Origin of the sequence: Chengkuizengella sediminis (assembly GCF_010078385.1) — a bacterium.
GTDB lineage: Bacteria > Bacillota > Bacilli > Paenibacillales > KCTC-33759 > Chengkuizengella > Chengkuizengella sediminis.
Window position 1 is genome coordinate 415,222 of the sequence record NZ_SIJC01000002.1, and the last position, 18,967, is coordinate 434,188.

At 34.2% G+C, this 18,967-nt stretch carries 22 protein-coding genes and 1 other annotated feature; of the genes, 18 read left to right on the forward strand and 4 right to left on the reverse strand.

All coding sequences use genetic code 11. From position 1 onward, the window contains the following. Positions 1–37 precede the first annotated feature (37 nt). From EPK97_RS06535 to EPK97_RS06590, 12 genes are all read left to right on the forward strand, one after another. Positions 38–1,105, forward strand: coding sequence for an undecaprenyldiphospho-muramoylpentapeptide beta-N-acetylglucosaminyltransferase (locus EPK97_RS06535; protein ID WP_162035798.1), 1,068 nt, complete (start codon positions 38–40; stop codon positions 1,103–1,105). A gap of 16 nt (positions 1,106–1,121) precedes the next feature. Next, positions 1,122–1,892, forward strand: a complete 771-nt coding sequence (locus EPK97_RS06540; protein WP_162035799.1) for a DUF3891 family protein — start codon at positions 1,122–1,124, stop codon at positions 1,890–1,892. A gap of 25 nt (positions 1,893–1,917) precedes the next feature. Beyond that, the gene (locus EPK97_RS06545; protein ID WP_162035800.1) at positions 1,918–2,562 is read left to right on the forward strand and encodes a hypothetical protein; all 645 of its coding nucleotides are present in this window, start codon (positions 1,918–1,920) and stop codon (positions 2,560–2,562) included. 25 nt (positions 2,563–2,587) lie between these two features. Next, a complete protein-coding gene (locus tag EPK97_RS06550; RefSeq protein WP_162035801.1) occupies positions 2,588–3,037 on the forward strand; it encodes an NUDIX hydrolase in 450 nt (149 codons plus the stop codon). Between the two features lie 11 nt (positions 3,038–3,048). Then, positions 3,049–3,426 (forward strand): hypothetical protein, encoded by a 378-nt coding sequence (locus tag EPK97_RS06555; protein ID WP_162035802.1) that lies wholly within the window; start codon positions 3,049–3,051, stop codon positions 3,424–3,426. A gap of 108 nt (positions 3,427–3,534) precedes the next feature. Next, the gene (locus tag EPK97_RS06560; protein WP_162035803.1) at positions 3,535–4,140 is read left to right on the forward strand and encodes a hypothetical protein; all 606 of its coding nucleotides are present in this window, start codon (positions 3,535–3,537) and stop codon (positions 4,138–4,140) included. 70 nt (positions 4,141–4,210) lie between these two features. Next, positions 4,211–4,462 (forward strand): hypothetical protein, encoded by a 252-nt coding sequence (locus tag EPK97_RS06565; protein WP_162035804.1) that lies wholly within the window; start codon positions 4,211–4,213, stop codon positions 4,460–4,462. A gap of 163 nt (positions 4,463–4,625) precedes the next feature. Then, positions 4,626–5,150, forward strand: a complete 525-nt coding sequence (locus tag EPK97_RS06570; protein ID WP_162035805.1) for a YfiT family bacillithiol transferase — start codon at positions 4,626–4,628, stop codon at positions 5,148–5,150. Next, positions 5,150–5,602 carry a GNAT family N-acetyltransferase gene (locus EPK97_RS06575; protein WP_162035806.1) on the forward strand — a complete coding sequence of 151 codons (453 nt, stop codon included), beginning with the start codon at positions 5,150–5,152 and terminating at the stop codon, positions 5,600–5,602. Before EPK97_RS06570 ends, EPK97_RS06575 begins: the two co-directional genes overlap by 1 nt. Positions 5,603–5,632: 30 nt before the next feature. Then, positions 5,633–6,694: a DUF6687 family protein gene (locus EPK97_RS06580; protein ID WP_162035807.1), complete on the forward strand. Its 1,062-nt coding sequence runs from the start codon at positions 5,633–5,635 to the stop codon at positions 6,692–6,694. A 221-nt stretch (positions 6,695–6,915) separates the two neighbouring features. After that, positions 6,916–7,701, forward strand: a complete 786-nt coding sequence (locus EPK97_RS06585) for a nucleotidyltransferase domain-containing protein (RefSeq protein WP_162035808.1) — start codon at positions 6,916–6,918, stop codon at positions 7,699–7,701. Positions 7,702–7,844: 143 nt separating this feature from the next. Continuing rightward, positions 7,845–9,179 (forward strand): glycoside hydrolase family 30 protein, encoded by a 1,335-nt coding sequence (locus EPK97_RS06590; RefSeq protein ID WP_162035809.1) that lies wholly within the window; start codon positions 7,845–7,847, stop codon positions 9,177–9,179. Positions 9,180–9,296: 117 nt separating this feature from the next. Here EPK97_RS06590 and proC read toward each other — a convergent pair whose 3' ends face one another. The 3 genes from proC to proB all read right to left on the reverse strand — a co-directional run bounded on the left by proC (position 9,297) and on the right by proB (position 12,599). Then, positions 9,297–10,145, reverse strand: a complete 849-nt coding sequence (gene proC, locus EPK97_RS06595; protein WP_162035810.1) for a pyrroline-5-carboxylate reductase — start codon at positions 10,143–10,145, stop codon at positions 9,297–9,299. A gap of 15 nt (positions 10,146–10,160) precedes the next feature. Further along, the gene (locus EPK97_RS06600) at positions 10,161–11,408 is read right to left on the reverse strand and encodes a glutamate-5-semialdehyde dehydrogenase (RefSeq protein WP_162035811.1); all 1,248 of its coding nucleotides are present in this window, start codon (positions 11,406–11,408) and stop codon (positions 10,161–10,163) included. A gap of 81 nt (positions 11,409–11,489) precedes the next feature. Beyond that, a complete protein-coding gene (gene proB / locus EPK97_RS06605; protein WP_170295484.1) occupies positions 11,490–12,599 on the reverse strand; it encodes a glutamate 5-kinase in 1,110 nt (369 codons plus the stop codon). 175 nt (positions 12,600–12,774) lie between these two features. After that, positions 12,775–12,991 (reverse strand) — a binding site (T-box leader). A gap of 141 nt (positions 12,992–13,132) precedes the next feature. On the opposite strand from proB, the gene EPK97_RS06610 reads away from it, so the two are divergent. The 4 genes from EPK97_RS06610 (at position 13,133) to EPK97_RS06625 (ending at position 15,780) form a co-directional block, all read left to right on the forward strand. Next, complete coding sequence (locus EPK97_RS06610; RefSeq protein ID WP_162035812.1) at positions 13,133–13,759, forward strand: LysE family translocator; 627 nt, start codon at positions 13,133–13,135, stop codon at positions 13,757–13,759. Between the two features lie 6 nt (positions 13,760–13,765). Next, positions 13,766–13,954, forward strand: a complete 189-nt coding sequence (locus tag EPK97_RS06615) for a DUF4083 family protein (RefSeq protein ID WP_162035813.1) — start codon at positions 13,766–13,768, stop codon at positions 13,952–13,954. A gap of 169 nt (positions 13,955–14,123) precedes the next feature. After that, a complete protein-coding gene (locus tag EPK97_RS06620; RefSeq protein WP_162035947.1) occupies positions 14,124–14,954 on the forward strand; it encodes a YitT family protein in 831 nt (276 codons plus the stop codon). A gap of 34 nt (positions 14,955–14,988) precedes the next feature. Then, positions 14,989–15,780, forward strand: coding sequence for a carbon-nitrogen family hydrolase (locus EPK97_RS06625; protein ID WP_170295475.1), 792 nt, complete (start codon positions 14,989–14,991; stop codon positions 15,778–15,780). Here the strand turns inward: EPK97_RS06625 and EPK97_RS06630 are convergent. Then, a complete protein-coding gene (locus EPK97_RS06630; RefSeq protein ID WP_162035814.1) occupies positions 15,777–16,673 on the reverse strand; it encodes a LysR family transcriptional regulator in 897 nt (298 codons plus the stop codon). The two genes, EPK97_RS06625 and EPK97_RS06630, sit on opposite strands and share 4 nt — an antisense overlap. 193 nt (positions 16,674–16,866) lie before the next feature. Here EPK97_RS06630 and leuC point away from each other — a divergent pair, with 193 nt between their 5' ends. Both leuC and leuD read left to right on the forward strand, forming a co-directional pair. Beyond that, positions 16,867–18,279 carry a 3-isopropylmalate dehydratase large subunit gene (leuC, locus tag EPK97_RS06635; protein WP_162035815.1) on the forward strand — a complete coding sequence of 471 codons (1,413 nt, stop codon included), beginning with the start codon at positions 16,867–16,869 and terminating at the stop codon, positions 18,277–18,279. Between the two features lie 57 nt (positions 18,280–18,336). After that, positions 18,337–18,924: a 3-isopropylmalate dehydratase small subunit gene (leuD, locus tag EPK97_RS06640; protein WP_162035816.1), complete on the forward strand. Its 588-nt coding sequence runs from the start codon at positions 18,337–18,339 to the stop codon at positions 18,922–18,924. Positions 18,925–18,967: the final 43 nt, after the last annotated feature.

Here is an 18,967-nt window from a genome sequence, read left to right on the forward strand (position 1 = left end):
ATAAGTTTTTTTAAGATATTGAAAGCAGGTGCACATCATGAATAAAAAAATCATATTTACAGGTGGAGGAAGCGCAGGGCATGTGACGGTAAATTTAGCTTTAATTCCTCATTTTATACAAGAGGGCTGGGAAGTGGAATACATAGGTTCTAAAAACGGAATTGAACAAGAACTCGTTTCCAAGTTACAAGAAGTAAGATATCACAGTATCAAAACGGGGAAACTCCGGAGGTATTTTGATTGGAACAATGTGAAAGATCCTTTTAGAGTTGTACAAGGAATTTTTCAAGCTTACCGCATCATGCAGAAATCAAAACCAAACGTTGTTTTTTCAAAAGGTGGATTTGTTTCCGTGCCAGTTATTTTAGGAGCTAAATTTAAAAATATTCCTGTTATAACACATGAGTCTGATCTTACTCCAGGTTTGGCAAATCGTATTTCTATGCCGTTTGTTAAAAAAGTTTGCACCACTTTTCCAGAAACAGAAAAACATCTATCTACTAAAAAAGCAGAGTATGTAGGGGCTATCGTTAGAGATGAGTTAAGACATGGTAACGCAACTAAAGGTTATACCTATTGTAACTTCATTCGAGAGAAACCCGTTTTATTAATAATGGGAGGCAGTATGGGCTCTAAAAAAATAAATAAAACAGTTAGAGAAAGTTTAGATGAATTGTTATTTCAATTTCAAATTGTACATATTTGTGGTAAAGGTGAAATGGATTCCTCAATTAAAAAAAAGGGATATGTACAATTTGAATATATAAATGAAGAATTACCAGATATGATGCAAATGGCAGATATAGTAATATCAAGGGCGGGTTCTAATGCAATTTTTGAATTTCTTTCTTTAAAGAAACCGATGTTGTTAATTCCTTTATCAAAGGAAGCTAGTAGAGGGGATCAAATCTTAAATGCTGAATCGTTTGAAAAAGCAGGGTATTGTGAAATTTTACAAGAAGAGGATTTATCGGAGAAATCTTTAACCAAAGCTATAAATCATTTATACAAAAATAGAGAGAAGTACATAAGCAAGATGGAAACATACAAAGGACAAAAGGCTTTGTCTAAAGTGATTCAACTTATTAAGGATGAGGCAAAGTAAAGTAGGAGCAAACTAAATGATAATATATGAACAAGAAGACAAGTTTATCATGATTGAACAACATACACATGCAAACGCATCTGGTGAAATGGCTAAACATTGGAATATGAAATACTTTCAAAACAATAATAAATGGAATAATGTATTGTTAGCTGTTTATGAACATGACCGAGGATGGATTGAATTAGATGCTGTACCTTTTTGGAATGATCGCGAACAAGTCCCTTATTCTTTTATGGACTTTCCATTACCTCCAAAATTGAGAGCCTATCAATATGGAATTGATCAGGTGGAAGAAAAAAATAGTTATGCTGGTTTGTTGTGCAGTCTTCAATACACAAATTTAATTAGTGAAATAAGTGATCCTAAAGCTGTAAATTTCCTTGCAAATGAACAAATTAGACAAGAGAAAATGATTGAACAATTGATAAAAAATGAAGATCAAAAATCAGATCTATATTTCCATTTAAATTTCCTACAGTTTTTCGATGAATTATCTTTGTACATATGTTTGAACGAACCTGGAACTAAAAAAGAAAATGAACACTTGTGGTTTCGTGATGGATTTACTAAATCAAAGAACTTTCCATTTATGAATGGTGAATCCATTATTGCACATTGGATAGATGAACTCCATGTAAAATTGTCTAGGTTTCCATTTGTTAATGACTTTGAAATTAATATGAAAATTAAAAGGGTAATGAAGCAACATATCAGCCAAGAAGGAATAGCCAAGGCGTATGAAGATACCCCCTATGATACTAGAACAATAATTTTTATAAAATAGGAATGTAATAAGGGAGAATGAAAGAATGAAAAAACGAATGATGCTAATTCTATTGAGCTTTTTTACTATATTGATAATAATAGGTTGCAATGAATATGAGCCAGTAGTCGAGAACGTTGAGAGTAGCAAAATGGAAAGGGCTTCGACTCTAACGCTTAGTCCCTCCGAGTTTATTAAGGGAGATGCTGAAGTTCTAGAAGCTCACTTTGATGAGTGGTTAACTGAGAAGGTGAACCTTCAATATACTGGTGATGAAAATATGATCACTGTTTCATATGAAATCTATGAACAAGGGAATATAACAAAGTCGTCTCCTATGATCTCAACCTTCAACAAGGATAAATTTGATGGTAAGCTGTTAATTTCATTAATAGATGAAGATACAAGTGAAGACTTAAAAAAATATAATTTTGGGTTACAAATTACAGGTGGAGGTTCATCAAGTACTGTAAATGGAGACATTCCAGAAATTCAAATTCCTGATGGGGCAATGAACATGATATGGAACCTAAACAAGGAAATTATGATACAAGAAAAAGAAGAAGCCATCGTTTGGGCGTATCTAGCTAATGAAAAGAGTATTATAAGTCCAATGATATTAACAAAAGAAAATTTAAAAAAAGACTATGACTTTGCTTTAGTAATTAAAGTAAATCTCAATGATCAATAGGATTTTTACATGGAGGAAAACAAAAATGGATAGGCTTGAAAAGATTTTTGGAGAGAAAAAAACAGATCAAACTTACACAGACAGACCTAGCGTATATGCGATCATTTTTAATGAAACTAAAGATCAAATTATGATTGTTCAATCTCTAAAAACAGGGAATTATTTTTTACCAGGAGGAGGTATGGAGGATAAGGAAACGAAAGAACAATGTTTGCACAGAGAAGTACTAGAGGAGTTAGGTTGTAAAATCGAAATTGGGGGTTATATTGGTTCAGCAGGGAACTACTTTTATTCACCAACCTATGATGAACATTATTTTATGATAGGAAATTTCTATTTTGCTAGAATCATAGAAAAAGTGCAAGAGTCTACAGAACCAGATGAAACTTATGGTTGGATGGATACTTCTAAAGCGACGAAAGATTTGATACATGCACATCATAGGTGGGCATTGGAAAATGCAGTACATCTATAGGAGGATACATAATGGCAACGATTGTTTTACATAAAGCTAGCGGTAAAAGATACATATTATTAGGTACAGGATATGGGGCTTATAAAGCAACAAGACCAGGTCTCATAGGTGGTGATTTGTTTCCAAACGAAGAACAAGACGAGATCCCTGCAGCTTCAGTATGTGATGAATTCGGAACTATTCAGTGGTTATATACGAATGAACTTCAAGTAGTTGAAGTGGATGGGAAAAGTATAGGGGAGTATGGGGAGAAACTTATTGTTCAAAAAAAGCCTCAGAAGAAAGAAAGTTATGAGCAATATGAAGCTTGTCCTGCATGTTATGTTAAAGTTCTTTCTAAACAGGTGGAATGTCACTCATGTGGTTTAACATTAGTAATCCAAGAATAGTTCAGAACAAGCACAATAAAATCATCTGCATTATTTTGAAGGTTATATAATATAATGAAAATCATCAAATGATAAAACTCCTTTATAATTTTATGTGAGTGAAGGTTGGTGGACATTATAAAACGAATCATTATACTAATGTGGTGTTTAGTATTTCTATTTAGTTTAATTGGCTGTAAGGACCAAGTTGAATCAGGGGTATTAATCATTTCTCCTGATGATTTTTTTAAGGATGACACGAAATATTTAGAGCCCCATTTGGGTTGGATAACAGGAAGTTTTCATATAAATTATTCAGGACCTGAAAAGTATTTGAATATTTCAATGGAAGTTTATGAAAATGGACAGTTAATTAAATCAAGTAAGTTGATGGAGTCTGAAATTAATATGGAAGATTCCCAAATGTCATTTTCAATTCAGGATCATGTTTATCAAGAAGGATTGAAAAAACTAATTATTACTTCTGAAGATTTAAATGGGACTTCTAGTATTATGGAATTTGATATAGAATTTGATGATCATCTTAGAGCTAGTGGCTATACTTATTTAAATGATGAAATAAAAATTACAGAAGGCAATGAAGCGATTATTTGGGGATATTTCTTAACAGAAGAAAATAGAATACGTACACCAAATGATGAACATGATTTACTTGAGTATGATAGAGTTTTTGCTTTAAAAGCATCTTTGGATGTTTTAGAAGAAAAGAAATAACAATTAATAAGACGAATTAGATTAACAAATAATACTTTTATTATTAAGGATAAAACAAGGAGAAATAAATATGGCAACTATAGTGTTACATAAACCCAGTAACAAGAAATATATTTTGTTGGGTACAGGTTTCGGTGCATATAAATCCTCTAGATCTAGTTTTTTAGGAGGAGATTTGTTTCCAAGCGAGGAAGAAGGTGAGTATCCTGTTGCCTCAGTAAGTGATGAATTTGGACAAGTGAAATGGGTATATACTGAAGACTTACAGGTACTTAAAATCGATGGTAAATCACTAGATGACTATAAGGATGAATTGATTTAAATCTGACTGTGTGTAGAAAAATATGACGTAGGAATTATTCCATTTTAAATATTTAGATAGATGATAAAATTATTCGGTGTTGCCTATGATGTTTATACTTGATTGTAAGAGGCATCAAATGTATTTCATTGTAAATATAAAATTTAATTTGGAGGATGATTCGATGGAAGATTTACGTTATCCAATTGGGGAGTTTAAACATGATGCAGAGATTACAGATAAGAAGTTAAATCTCAAAATTAAACAAATTGAGGATGCACCCAAAAAACTTCGAAATGCAGTTGATGGTTTATCAGAAGAACAGTTAGATACTCCATATCGCCCTGAAGGGTGGACGGTAAGACAAGTCGTACATCATTTAGCAGATAGTCATATGAATGGTTTCATTCGTTTTAAATGGACATTAACAGAAGATCAACCAACTATTAAAGCATATGATGAAAAACGATGGGCTGAATTAAGTGATTCTTTTGAAGATATCCAAGTTTCATTATCCCTATTAGATGTACTTCATAAAAAATGGGTGCTATTATTAAAATCTTTATCCCCTGAAGATCTAGAAAAAACGTTCATTCACCCAGATTTTGGGCTAGTCAGTTTAAGGAAAAATGTAGACCTGTATGCTTGGCACGGGGAGCACCACATTGCTCATATAACTAGATTAATAATAAGAATGGATTGGGAATAATGGAAGAAGTTGTAATTATACCTTATGGAAGCAAATATAAAAATGATACTGTATTATTGTGGTTTGCAGCACATTGCGATGCTTATCCTTACATATACCCAAAATATAGGTATCAAGAATTTATGCATTATTTTGAAGAAGTGATTTTAAAAGAAAATAAAATTTATTTGGCTTTGATGGAACAGAAAGTTACTGGGTTTATTGCTTTTAATAATCCTGTTATTACTCAGTTGTTTATCAGCTTAAATCACCAAAAATCTGGGTTAGGAACGAAGTTGCTTCAATACATTCAGTCTATATCTTCCGGATATTTAGAGCTTTATACTTTCCAAAGAAACTTGAATGCAAGAGCTTTTTATAAAAAACATCAGTTTAAGGAAACAGAGTTTGGCTTAAGTGAAGCGGAAAATAATGAACCTGATGTTAAACTTGCTTGGTTTAGTGAGACATAGTAATTAAATTCCATAGAGGGGATAGAGAATATGATACCTAACTTTTATATTATTGGTAGCGAAACAAAAAGACCGCCAAGTAAAAAAACTATTTTTACAGATGGAGCCCCCGATGATACCTTTCGAGAGGGTGTAGACATTGAATTAAGTCACTGGATTCCTAATCAAACACCTGAGTTATACAGAGCAGATACTTCTACAGAAATATGTATGAATTTTGTTGCAAAGGAATCCTCTAAGGATTGGGACTTAGCAATCAACAACCATTTAGATGTGGATGGGATATTGTCTGTGTTTACCTTAGTACATAGTGATTTTGCTTTAAAATATCGTGATATCATTATTGGAGCAGCAGAGATTGGAGATTTTTGGGGATACTCTGAGCTCCCAAGTCAAATATTGTTTCAAGGTCTCACAAAATTGATGTTTGAATTAAAAGGAAAAGAAGATATAAGAGAAATATATGCAGTGTGTTTTGAAAAAGTGTTCGATTTGATTCAGAAAGAAACATCCGACGTTGTGATAATAAATGGATTAGATGCCTTACAGAAGTCCCTCAAAAGAGTAAAATCTGGGGAGATACAAAGGAATGTTGTTTCAGACCGTTTTGTAAATTATCAAATCCCGAAGGAGTTATCGGAATTAGATTTAGAAAAAGCCATCAAAATTCCTCGTTTTAACGACTTGTTACAGGATAATATGTGGTTAATCCCTTCTGTTCGTAATCATTATGATCGTGAGAAGGTTCAGCTAGTCTCAGTAGAAATATCCGAGGGCTGGTATTATGATTTATGGTATCCAGGTTATATGTGGGCGGATACTCCAGATTCATGGCGTGCACCTGGGTTTGAATTTAGTGGAAGTACAAATGCTTATTATTACGGACATGAACCATTAAATGAAGCAATAACGGAACTAAATGATCTAGAGAAAGCAAAAGGACAATGGATTTTAGCTAAACAATTAAGCCCATTTCAAAGTATTAAAGGTCGTGACTTTCCTGTTATTTTATCTTTCCTAGATGAAGATAAACCAGCAGTAAGTTCAATTTCCCCTAAAGATGTATCTTCAAAGTTAAGTAAAGCATTTTAAAATCATATTGCGGTGATACATCTTAACAATTTTATTGAGACGATCACCGCAGATGTGATATCACCTTCACCTATAATTGAAAAATCCTATAATCCCAAAATAACATAAAATATTTACTAGAATGGCAATTTAATAGACAATTGGTATTGTTTATAATTTTATTAGTCAGTCATAATCAAGTATCGATTCTAAAATCATTTTATAAAAGAAGGTGAAAGCGAATGTATGAACACCACAAAAAAACGATTAATAAGCTCATTCAACACTTCGAGAAAGATCCGAATGTACTGGCTTTATTAATTGGGGGATCTGTAGCAAAAGGATATGCAAAAGAAAATTCAGATGTTGATTTTATACTAGTTGTAACGGATGAAACATTTGACGCCCGTAAACAAAAACATGATTTATTTTATTGGTCTGGTGAATTTTGTGATTATGAAGGTGGGTATGTAGACGGGAAATTTACTAGTTTACAGTTTTTAAAGGATGTGGCTCAAAGAGGGAGTGAGCCAGCTCGTTTTGCATTTTGCGATACGATTGTAGGTTTTTCAAAAATAGAAGAATTGGTGCCTATACTTCAAAAAATAACGACCTATCCCGAAAATGAACAAAAACAAAAAATTGAAAGTTTCTATACCCAATTTGAAGCAGCTAGATGGTACGTAAATGAAGCAGAGAAACGTAACGATAAATATTTAATGATGCATATCGTATCATCACTTGTTTTATTTGGAGGTAGATTAATTTTAGCTCACAATAAGATACTGTATCCTTATCATAAGTGGTTCATGAGAAAATTAAGTGAGGTTAAGAATAAACCAGTTGATTTTATGAAACTAACAGACCGTTTGTTGTCTGAACCCAACAAAGAGAATGCTGAGTTGTTTTGCAAATGTGTGCTTGAGTTTACACAATGGCCTGAAATTAAAGAAGGATGGCCAAATCGTTTTATGATTGAAAGTGAATGGAATTGGATGAATGGAACGACACCCATTGCAGATTTATAGAATCTGTAATTGATATCGAATAAGTGTTTAGTAGTTTGTACTTGTTCATATTCTTAACAGCATGTATAATATCAGAAAAGAGATCGAAATCGATTTCAATAAAATCATTTTTAATTTATTATAAAATATAAGAAGGTGTAAATATGGAAGCAAAAGTAATTCGAACTGCAAAAAATACAGGGGATCGTTTAACAGAGAAGCAATCATTACAATTAAAAGAAAAATTTAATACTCATATTCCAGTGATTGCGATCAATCCTGAAGTAACTTACCAAGAACATATGGGTTTTGGTGGAGCATTCACTGAGGCGGCTGCTTATACGCTTAGTGAAATGTCAAGGGAAAAACGTGCAGAAGCGATTAAAAAATATTTTGATCCTAAAGAAGGATTAGGTTATACACTTGGAAGAGTTCATATACATTCCTGTGATTTTGCTTTAGGTAACTATACTTATATAGAAGAAGGAGACAGTGAACTGTCTACTTTTGATATGTCTCATGAAGATAAATGGGTAGTGCCAATGGTTAATGACGCAGTGAAAGCGGCGGGTCAAGAATTAACGATTTTAGCTTCTCCTTGGTCACCGCCAGCTTTTATGAAGACAAATAAAGAAATGAATTATGGTGGGTATTTATTACCTGAATTCCGTCAAGCATGGGCAAAGTATTATGTGAAGTTTATAGAAGGTATGAAGGAAAGAGGAATAGATATTTGGGGTGTAAGTGTTCAAAATGAACCAGCAGCGATTCAAACATGGGATTCTTGTATTTATTCTTCCGAGGATGAGCGTGATTTTGTTAGAGATCATCTTGGACCAACTTTTGAGCAAGCTGGAATGGGAGATAAAGCGATTGTCATCTGGGATCATAACCGTGATGTAATTGTTGAGAGAGCTTCGACTGTTCTTCTTGATGAGGAAGCAGCAAAGTACGTATGGGGAACAGGAAACCACTGGTATGTGAGTGAAGAATTTGAAAACTTATCTGTTATTCATGATCTTTTCCCAGACAAACACATCTTATTTACGGAAGGTTGTCAAGAGGGAGGACCTAAACCAGGTGAGTGGTTTACCGGAGAGAGATATGGTAGAAATATTATCGGGGACTTTAATAACTGGTCAAGAGGATGGTTGGATTGGAACTTAGTATTAAATGAAGAAGGTGGACCGAATCACGTAGGTAACTTATGTGATGCGCCTATTCTTGCTGATCGTAAAAACGATGAGTTAATTATCAATAGCTCCTATTATTACATTGGTCATTTTTCAAAATTTATTGTTCCAGGGGCAAAAAGAATTCAACATTCTATGAACTTACCTGAAAATGTATACGCGACAGCATTTAAAAATCCAGATGGTAGTATAGCGGTTGTTGTACAAAATGAACGAGATCATTTACAAGAGTTTTCTCTGGTTCACGATAAAAAAGGTGCTGAGGTTGTAGTTCCTGAGCATTCAATTACGACGTTTATCCTTTAAAATATACACTTTATATAAAAAGCACATGGGTTTCAAAATCTAAACTCTATGTGTTTTTTTGTTTATCATGAAACGGAGAAAAAAAAGAATGAAGCGAGTTTTCCGCTTCATTCTTCACTAGCTCAAGCTTACTTTTATCATCTCGCCCATCTCTCTGGATTTTTTGGCAGAAGCATTCACTGCTTTTTGAACAGCTTCATGAATATGATATGCATCTAAAGCATCAATAGCTTTTGCTGTAGCTCCTCCTGGAGAAGTTACTTTTCTACGTAATTCTGCTGGATGTTCACCAGTTTGCTGTACCATATGAGCAGCACCTAGTATGGTTTGTTTTGTTAAATCCATAGCCTGTTCTTCTGTTAACCCACCAACTATTCCCGCTTGCACCATCGCTTCCATCATGTAATAGAAATACGCGGGTCCACTTCCAGATACTCCTGTAAGTATTTCTAATTTATCTTCAGGTACAACACAAGTAGAACCAATCGCTTCAAACATTTCTAACGTAAGTTGTTTTGTCTGTTCATTGACATGAGTTGAATAACTTATTCCCGTTGTACCTAAACCTATAGAACTAGAAGTATTTGGCATTGTTCTTACAATAGGGTTATTTGTTTTTAAAAGATCTTTTATAGTTTCGGTTGTCAACCCAGCAATCACAGAAATAATAATTTGAGTTTCATTTAAAAGAAGACTTAATTCATAAAATGCTTTTTCAGCATCTTTTGGTTTCATTGCTAACACAAGAATATCAGATTGTTTGATCCAATCCTTTTTAATGTCTGAATCGTTGCTTACTTGAACGTCATACAATTTATTTAATTCATTCAGTCTATCTTGATCTTGCTGGTTCGTAACACATATATGTTGATTCGGTATAATTTCTTTTTCAATTAATCCTTTAAATATAGCCTCCGCCATGGAGCCAGCTCCGATAAAACATATTTTTTTTGATGAAATATTCATGATAGATCTACCTTTCTACTCTTTTATTTGTCCAGTACCATATATGTTGTATTTTGTAGATGTTAGGGCAGGTAAACCCATTGGTCCACGTGCATGTAATTTTTGTGTGCTGATGCCAATTTCTGCTCCGAATCCAAACTCAAACCCGTCTGTGAAACGAGTTGAAGCATTATGATAAACGGAGGTAGCATCTACCTCCAGAAGAAACTGATTTGCATATTCTTGATTTTCAGTTACGATGCATTCTGAATGTTTTGTCCCGTAAGTATCAATGTGATTGATTGCTTCGTTTATATTGCTGACGATCTTAACATTTAAAATATAGTCATTATATTCAGTAGCGTAATCTTCATTTGATGCATTTTCTATCCAAGGTACTATATTTCTTGCAATGTCATTTCCTTTTATCTGAACGTCTGCTTCACGATATTTTTCAACTAAAGAGAGAAAGTGCTCTTTAGCAAAGTTTTCATGTACAATTAATGTTTCCATCGCATTACATACAGATGGACGTTGTACTTTTGCATTGAAAGCAATACTTTTAGCCATTTCTGGATTTGCATATTCATCTATATAGGTGTGGCAAATTCCTGCGCCAGTTTCAATGACAGGGACTGTTGCATTCTGCACTACATTTTGAATGAGTGATGCACCACCCCTTGGGATCACTACATCTAACAATCCATTTAATTTCAACATTTCATTTACGGAGGAACGATTTGGATTATTGATCAATTGAATTGCTTCTACGGGAACATCAGTTGAATTTAGAGCTTCACGTAAAACCTCAACGATCATTTGATTCGATTTTAATGCGGCAGAACCGCCACGTAATACGATGGCATTTCCCGTTTTTAGACTTAAACCTGCTGCATCAACAGTAACATTTGGACGTGCTTCATAAATCATACCTATTACGCCAATGGGTACTCGTATTTTGCGAATCAATAAACCATTTGGTCTTTTGATTTCTTCTAATTGTTCCCCAATTGGATCATTCAAATTTACAATTTGACGTAAACCTTCTGACATGCTTTCTATTCTTTCTGAATTGATTGCTAAACGGTCCTGCAATGATTTGCTTAATCCGTTTTCCTTACCTCGTTCCAAGTCTTCTTCATTTGCAGAAATGATTCGATTTTGCTGGTTAACTAAAGCGTCTGCCATTACATTTATAGCATTGTTTTTTTGTGTTGTTGTTAAGGGAATTAAGCTCTTAGATGCTTCTTTAGCTAACGTTGCTTTTAGTTTTACTTCACTCATGCTGATATCCTCCTTTTACAATATTTTCGATACTCCACCATTAAGGTGATTTTTCCTTTTAAGTTATTTAAATGTTTTGGGTTAGATAAGTAGTTGTAGGGTAACCCATTCGTCACGATGGATGACTTCTATTCGTTGCACATCGATTCGTTTTTTCACTTCACTAGTGGATAATCCAACTACAGCTTTCAATTGCCATGATGCATAATTTACTACTCCACGACCAATAACTTTATCGGACTGATTTGTTACCTCGATAACGTCCCCTGGGTGGAATTCGCCAAGAACTTTTACAACACCAGCTGGTAATAAGCTTTTTCCACCTGTTAAAAGTGCTTTTTCTGCGCCATCATCTACTTCAATTTTCCCGCGTGGCAATGAATGGAACCCAAGCCATTGCTTTTTCATCGGGAGGTTGTGCAACTGTGTGTCAAAATATGTTCCTTTTCCTTTTTGTTCAACAGCTAATTTCATATCTAGTGGTTCTGCAGCCCTACCTATAAAAACAGGGACCCCACCGCGCATGGCGATTCTTGCGGCTTCTATTTTTGAACGCATACCCCCAGTGCCTACAGATGATCCTGCTCCTCCAGCTATGCGGAACATATCCTCATCTATTTCATCAACTCGGTGAATCTTTTTAGCGTTGTGGTTTTTTCTAGGATCTGCAGTGTAAAGTCCGTCTGTATCTGTAAAGATCATAAGTTGTTTAGCTTTCACTAAGTTAGCCACGAGAGCAGATAACGAATCATTATCACCAAATTTTATTTCTTCGACAGATACTGTATCATTTTCATTAATAATAGGAATCGTGTCTTGACGGATTAATTCTTCAAATGTACTTAAAGCATTTTGCATTTGATTACGATTTGTAAAATTGTTTCGAGTTAATAAAATTTGTGCTACTTTACATTGATGTTTAGCAAATGCTTCAAAATATGCTTGCATTAAGATTGCCTGCCCTACAGCAGCAGCGGCTTGTTTTTCTTGTAACATCTTTGGACGGTTTTCATAACCTATGAGTTTAAAACCAGCGGCAACACTACCTGAGGTTACAAATAACACTTGAAAACCTGATTTTTTTAGATGGACAATTTCATTTGTAAAGTAGTTTATTTTTGCGTGATCTAATTCACCTTCAGATGTTGTAAGCGAACTGCTTCCGATTTTTACGACGATTCTTTGGTGCATAATAATCACACTTTCTGTATTTTTATTCCATGTATATGACAAAAACTCCTATCGGAACTACTAATAGGTAGCAGAAATTGTAAGACTTGCCAATCATCAAGATTTTCTATCATACATCGATGTGAGTCAATGAATGACTATCTTTATGTTATAAACAAAAAAAGACTTCCATCCATTAAAGGACGAAAGTCTTTACTTCCGCGGTACCACCTTCGTTGATAAATGATCAACATTTATCCGACTCTATCCCTAGATAACAGTAGGGGACTGTTCAACTCTTCGTTGACCATTCAGGGGCAGGTTCGGTAAGTCTTCATGGTAAATTTTCACAGCCAAGAAATTTACTCTCTGAACAGAAGTGACTAACCTACTATTCCCATCACTATGTTTTTGCTTTTTATAAGAATATCATGGGGGAACACGTTTGTAAATCCCAAATAAGCACAAAATTTAATGCTGAACCCTTTTTTTTACTGTATAATTATTTTTGATTCATAAGATATGATAAAAAATAGCTTAAGAGGAGATTTTACATGTTTATTGAACTTTTTATCATTGCGTTATTCGCTGGGATCACTCCTGGTCCAGATTTATTTATTGTTATTAAAAATAGTCTGAGTTACGGTGTGAAAATTGGTTTTGCAACAGCTTTAGGTATTTCGTCTTCTAATGTAATCCATATTAGTCTAACCATTATCGGTATTTCTGTTTTGATAGAGCAGTATCCAAGTTTAAATGCAATTATAAAAATCATAGGTGCACTGTATATTTTATGGATTGGAATAAACGCGATTCGTTCTTCACCTCCAAAAGAGGAAGTTGCAAGTGATCAGGTAAAAGTAAAAGAACATAAACCGTTTTTTAAAGCATTTCGTGAAGGGTTTTTAATTAGTGTATTTAACGTAAAGCCACTTTTATTTTTTATCAGCATTTTTTCACAATTTATTGGTCCAGAAACGGGATCTTATGTCCGATGGTTATATGGACTTGAAATGGTAGTTACTGTAGGGTTATTATTTAGTACAATAGCAATCATTTCCTCCTCCATTATATTTAGGAAATATTACAATAAATATGCATATTGGATTGATCGTATTTTCGGAGTAGTGTTAATTTTGTTTGCGATTACGATCGGTTTTTCAGTCTTTATTGGGGGGTGAGAAGAAATGTTATCTGCATCTGTTTCAGGATCCGCTTCGCTAGTTACATATTTTTTTCCCATCATTTTATTTGGATTAATTGTTGTTATATTTGGAATTGTCTTATTTATATTTAAGAGTATTCGTTATTTTGGTAACATTAAAAAGCAATTAAAAGAAATCAATCAAAAGTTGGATAGAATAACAAGTGACTAAATTTATTAGGTTTATCATATCCTTTGCTCTTAAAATCATATTTATATGATAGTAAGAATTATATAGAGGTGATACATAACTACTTTTAAAAGAGGAGATATTTCAATTGGAACTATTAAAAAACGTGAAAAAAAATCAACGACAACATCATAAAATTTCATTACGAGAAATCTTGACACGTATCTTTTTCATTATTTTAGGAGCTATGTTAGTAGCTATAGCATTAGAAATGTTTTTAGTTCCGAACACAATCATTGACGGTGGGATTGTTGGAATTTCCATTATTTCATCTTATTTAAGTAAAATCCCTTTGGGGGTATTTTTATTCATCCTCAACATTCCTTTTCTGTTTATTGGTTATAAACAGATTGGTAAAACGTTTGCGATATCAACTTTGCTTGGTGTTTTTGTAATGTCTATAGGGACCTTCGCCTTACATTCTGCGGAAATGGCAACAGATGAACCTTTATTGGCTGCTGTATTTGGAGGTACCATTCTCGGGTTTGGTGTAGGACTTGTTTTAAGATATGGAGGATCATTGGATGGAACAGAAATTGTGGCTATTTTAGTAAATAAAAAGACACCTTTTTCCGTTGGCGAAATTGTCATGTTTTTTAACTTGTTCATATTAGGAAGTGCAGGTTTTGTTTTTGGATGGGAACGTGCGATGTACTCACTTATCGCCTATTTCATAGCATTTAAAATGATTGATGTGACAATCAACGGTTTTGATGAATCAAAATCAGTTTGGATCATTAGTGAAAATCATAAAGAAGTAGGAGACGCGATTTTATTTCGTTTAGGTCGTGGTGTCACTTATCTGAGTGGTGAAGGAGGTTTTTCTGGTGATGATAAACAAATCATTTTTTGTATCATCACTCGATTGGAAGAAGCAAAACTAAAATCCATTGTGGATGAATTAGATTCAGAGGCTTTCCTCGCTATTGGCAACATTCATGATGTGAAGGGTGGAAGATTTAAGAAGAGAGACATCCATTAAAGTGATGTAAATTATTGGTTTAGGGGAGATAACGATGAAGTTAGAATGGAATATTTCATGTTTACAATTCGATGTCAAACAAGGATTAGTAGAAGAAAACTTTGACAAGGTAAAAGAGATGATAGGGGAAGCAACTTCTGCTCCGCATAAACCAGATGTAATTTTACTTCCAGAGATGTGGAATACAAGTTTTATAAAAAATGTTTCAAGTCTTGCAGATACATATGGAGAAGAAACGAAGCTGTTCATATCAGAAATGAGCAAAAAACATAATGTACATATGGTGGCAGGGTCGATTTCAGAAAAAATAAATGGAAAAGTCCATAATATCAGTTACGTATGTAATCCAGATGGAGAGTTTATTGCAGATTATTCTAAAATCCATTTGTTTCAACTAATGTATGAGGATCGTTATTATGTAGGGGGAAATGGTATAGGGGTATTTGAAATGTTTGGTGTAAAAGCTGGAATGGTCATATGTTATGATATTCGTTTTCCTGAACTTGTTCGTAAGTTAGCTCTAGAAGGTGTGAAGGTTTTATTTGTTCCAGCACAATGGCCAGATGTAAGGCTACAACATTGGAGAACATTACTTATGGCTAGAGCTATTGAAAATCAAATGTATGTTGTATCGTGTAATCGTATCGGGAGCAGTGAAAGAGAAAATTTCCCAGGACATTCGATGATCATAAGTCCCTGGGGGGAAGTGATCACCGAAGCTGAGGATAAAGAAACGATTTTACAAACAAAGATAGATTTGGAATTAGTACAAACTGTCAGAAATACGATCCCAGTATTTGAAGATCGTAGACCCTCGCTTTATTAACGTATGACTTTCATCATAGTGTCTATAAAGGCTTCTGCTGCTTTGGACAAATATCTACCTTTTTGATGGGCGATGACAAGTGTTCGTTTTGGATTATGTTTTAATTTTAAATGAATCGGGGTAAAATGGCTCCATTTCGTTTGCGTAACCATATAGGGAACAAAGGCAATGCCCATCCCTGCGGCAACTAAAGATTGAACCGTTTCAATGTTACTGCTTTCAAAAGCAATATTCGGTGTAAACCCTGCTTGTTCACACAAATCAATCGTAATGTGCCTAAATCCCTGTCCTTTTTTTAAAGTGACAAAAGGTTCATCCTTCAAATCTATAATATCAATTTCTTTTTTTTGGTGATGAAGTTTAGTATTTAAATGATGTTTGGGTGGGACCGTGAGAATAATTTCTTCTTCCATCACAGGATAATAAGTTAGAGAAGATTCTTGCATAGGTAAAGATAATAAGCTGATGTCTGTTTGTCCTTGTGATGTTAAAATCTCTAAGTTGGTGGAGCTTTCTTCAATTAGCATAATTTCAATGCCTGGATAGTTCTGTTGAAAGATAGGAAGGACTCTTGGTAATATATGTGAGCCTGTAATTGGTAAACTGCCTATGATTAGTTTACCTTTTCTTGTGTGCGAAATGTCTTCCATTTCGTTTTTCATTTGCTCAATTAAATCCATGACCTTGTGTGCTTTTTCCACAAAAACAGCACCTGCATGTGTCAACTCAACAGCATTTGTATTTCTATCAAACAATTTTACATTCAGTTCTTTTTCTAATTTTGCAATTTGTTGACTAAGAGATGGTTGTGCGACATGTAACTTTTCTGCAGCTCTTGAAAAGTTTTTTTCTAATGCAATTTGAATTGAATATTGCAACTGTCTTAGTTCCATTATTTTTCCCTTCCTTTCATTAATATTTCATTTTATATAGGATTAATGCACAGAACTTAACTTCACACATGTGGGTATATTTGGTCCCGGTGGTATTAGTTTTACCTATAGCAGTTATAACTATTATATCTTGGAACAATAATTAAAGAAATGTTAAACTTTGAATAAGATTTTTATAAGAGGTGAAATATCGATGTCTACTAAAAAAACAATTATTGAAAAAATTTGGGATCGCCATGTCATTCATCAAGAAGAGGGAAAACCGGGTATTATATATATTGATCTTCAATTAGTACATGAGGTAACATCACCCCAAGCCTTTGAGGGATTGCGTTTAGCAGGGCGTAAGGTTCGTAGACCTGATTTAACTTTTGCTACTATGGATCATAATGTTCCTACTAAAGATCGCTTTAATATTACAGACCCGATCTCTAAACAACAAATAGATACGTTAACTAAAAACTGTGAAGAATTTGGAGTCACATTATATGACTTAAATAGTTTGGATCAAGGTGTAGTTCATGTCATGGGTCCAGAGCTCGGGTTAACACACCCTGGTAAAACCATTGTTTGTGGTGATAGTCATACATCAACACATGGTGCGTTTGGTGCACTTGCGTTTGGAATCGGTACAAGTGAAGTTGAACATGTGCTTGCAACACAATGTTTACAACAAACAAAACCTAAAACTTTAGAAGTACGAATTAATGGTAAATTAAATCCTGGAATCACAGCTAAAGACCTTATTTTAGGTGTTATCGCTAAATATGGTACAGATTTTGCTACAGGTTATGTTGTTGAATATACAGGTGAAGCCATTCGTGCTCTTTCCATGGAAGAAAGAATGACCGTATGTAACATGTCTATTGAAGCTGGAGCTAGAGCAGGTTTGATTACGCCAGACGAAACAACTTTTGAATATTTAAAAGGTAGAGCACATGTACCTCATGGTGAGGATTTTGATCGTGCTGTAGAAGATTGGAAAAGTTTAGCAACGGATAAAGGTACTGTTTATGATCGCGTTGTAGATTTTGATGCTGAATCATTAGTACCACAAGTTACTTGGGGAACAAGTCCTGGTATGGGTACAGATGTAACAGATGTAGTTCCAAATCCAGCAGATTTTGAAACTGAAAATGAACGTAAAGCTGCTGAAAAAGCAATTGAATACATGGGTCTAACACCTGGATCTCAAATGAATGAACTTAAAATTGATCGTGTATTCATCGGTTCATGTACAAATGGTAGAATCGAAGATTTAAGAAGTGCAGCGAAGGTTATCAAAGGTTATAAAGTAGCTTCTAATGTTAATGCTATGATCGTTCCAGGATCAGGTAGAGTAAAAATTCAAGCAGAAGAAGAGGGTTTAGACAAAATATTTGAGGAAGCTGGATTCGAATGGAGAGAAGCTGGATGTAGTATGTGTTTAGCTATGAACCCTGATTTCTTAAATCCAGGAGAACGTTGCGCATCTACTTCTAACCGTAACTTTGAAGGACGTCAAGGAAGAGGCGGAAGAACACACCTCGTATCTCCTGCAATGGCAGCTGCAGCAGCAATTAAAGGACATTTTGTAGATGTGAGAGATTGGCAATTTCAATCATAATTAATTATATATAGTATCGATAGACTCAATTTGATAGATTTGAGAGGAGAATGATCAATGGAAGCTTTTAAACAACATTCCGGAATTGTAGCACCTGTGGATCGTGTTAATGTAGATACAGATGCGATTATTCCTAAGCAATTTTTAAAACGAATTGAACGTACTGGGTTTGGACAATTTTTATTTTATGAGTGGAGATTTCTAGAAAACGGTGTGGACAAAAATCCGGATTTTGAAATGAATAAACCTCGTTATAATGGATCCTCTGTTTTAATATCTAGAGTGAACTTTGGTTGTGGTTCCTCACGTGAACATGCACCTTGGGCAATTTTGGATTATGGATTTAAAGTCGTTATTGCTCCTTCATTTGCAGATATTTTTTATAATAACTGTTTTAAAAATGGAATATTACCTATTAAACTTTCTGAAGAACAAGTAGAAGAATTTTTCCAACGTACTGCGTCAAACGATGGTTATAAACTTCACGTTGATCTCGAAAATAAAGTGATTACAGATGATATCGGATTAAAAATTGATTTTGATCTAGATGAACATCGCCGTCAGTATTTATTGCAAGGATTGGATGATATCGGTCTCACGCTTCAGCACGAAGATAAAATTGCAGCTTACGAGCAAAGAGCTTAATTATTGAACCTCCAATATCACTTGTAAAATGGATTTGGAGGTT